Origin of the sequence: Methanoregula sp., from assembly GCF_049510175.1 — an archaeon.
Taxonomy (GTDB): Archaea; Halobacteriota; Methanomicrobia; order Methanomicrobiales; family Methanospirillaceae; genus Methanoregula.
In genome coordinates this window covers 1-1,386 of record NZ_JBEKZF010000034.1, presented here as the reverse complement: position 1 = coordinate 1,386, position 1,386 = coordinate 1, and the positions used below count along the sequence as shown (strand labels likewise).

General features: G+C 52.8%; 1 protein-coding gene. It reads left to right on the top strand.

The genetic code is table 11. The features are described 5' to 3' along the window. Positions 1–97: 97 nt before the first annotated feature. Positions 98–1,237, top strand: a complete 1,140-nt coding sequence (locus tag ABSG49_RS12220; protein ID WP_424026410.1) for an ISNCY family transposase — start codon at positions 98–100, stop codon at positions 1,235–1,237. The last annotated feature ends 149 nt before the right edge of the window (positions 1,238–1,386 follow it).

The window sequence follows — 1,386 nt, the reverse complement described above, 5'->3', positions numbered from 1 at the left end:
ATGTCCGGTATTGTAGCACGTAATATGTCCGGTTTAATATGGTCACCGATGGAGGTGGCGGATGAGACGGACAGAGATGTTACAGGAGACCCGGAAGATGCGATTCGAAGAGGTGTATTTTGGATGGAGTGAGAGTCGTTTGACCCAGGAGGAAGCAGCGCGGATTTTAGGTGTGTGTGATCGGACGTTTCGTCGTTACATTGATCGGTACGAGCATGGTGGGATGGAGTGTTTGTCGGACAAGCGTTTGATTCAGGCATCATTTCGCCGTGCGCCGGTGGATGAGGTGATGGCTGTTTCAGATTTGTACAGGAGTCGGCACCGTGGTTGGAACGTTAAGCATTTTTATGGGTGGTATCGGCGAGATGGTGGACAGCGTAGCTACACCTGGGTGAAGAATACGCTTCAGAGGGCCGGGCTGGTTTGCCGGGCCAGGAAACGTGGTGCCCATCGGAAGCGTCGGGAACGGGCCCCCATTCCCGGCATGATGCTGCATCAGGATGGGAGCAATCATGAGTGGGTTCCCGGCAGGAAGTGGGATCTGATCGTGACGATGGATGACGCGACCAGCGAGCATTATTCCATGTTATTTGTTGCCGAGGAGGGAACGGTAAGCAGTTTTCAGGGGATCAGGGAGGTCATTGCTCATCATGGTTTATTCAGTTCTCTTTATACCGACCGCGGGAGTCATTACTGGTTCACTCCGGATACAGGAGGCAAAGTGAGCAGAACGCAGCCTACCCAGTTTGGAAGGGCCATAAAGCAGCTGGGGATTGAGATGATCCCCGCCTATTCACCGGAAGCAAGGGGCCGGAGCGAACGGAACTTCAGCACGCACCAGGAGAGACTCCCCAGGGAACTGGCCCTGCAGGGCATCACCACGATGGATGCCGCCAACCGTTATCTGTCCGACATATATCTGCCGGCATTCAATGCCGAGTTCATGCAGCCGGCGGCAGAGGAGGGGACTGCGTTTGTAAAGTGGATCGGTGCAAATCTCGACGATATCCTTTGCGAACAGTATGAACGGACAGTGACTGCTGACAACTGTGTCAGCTTTGAGGGAAAAACACTGCAAATCCCTGCTGACCGGTATCGATGCCATTACGTCAAGGTCAGGGTGCGGGTCCATCGGCACGTGGACGGTTCACTTGCCATCTTCCACGGTCCGCGCAAGCTGGCTGATTATGACAAACAAGGACAACTCAAAGAAATAAAAAAGAAAAAGGCAGCGTAGGTCCGCCGCTCGTCTTCTGTCTCGTGTGAGATGCTTCGTGCTCTACCGACACCAACTCTCCCAAGACAGAAAAGCGGACAATTCATTTGCTACAAAACCGGACAAATCTATTTGTTGCTAACAGTGATGAATTCTGATGCATCTCAAAA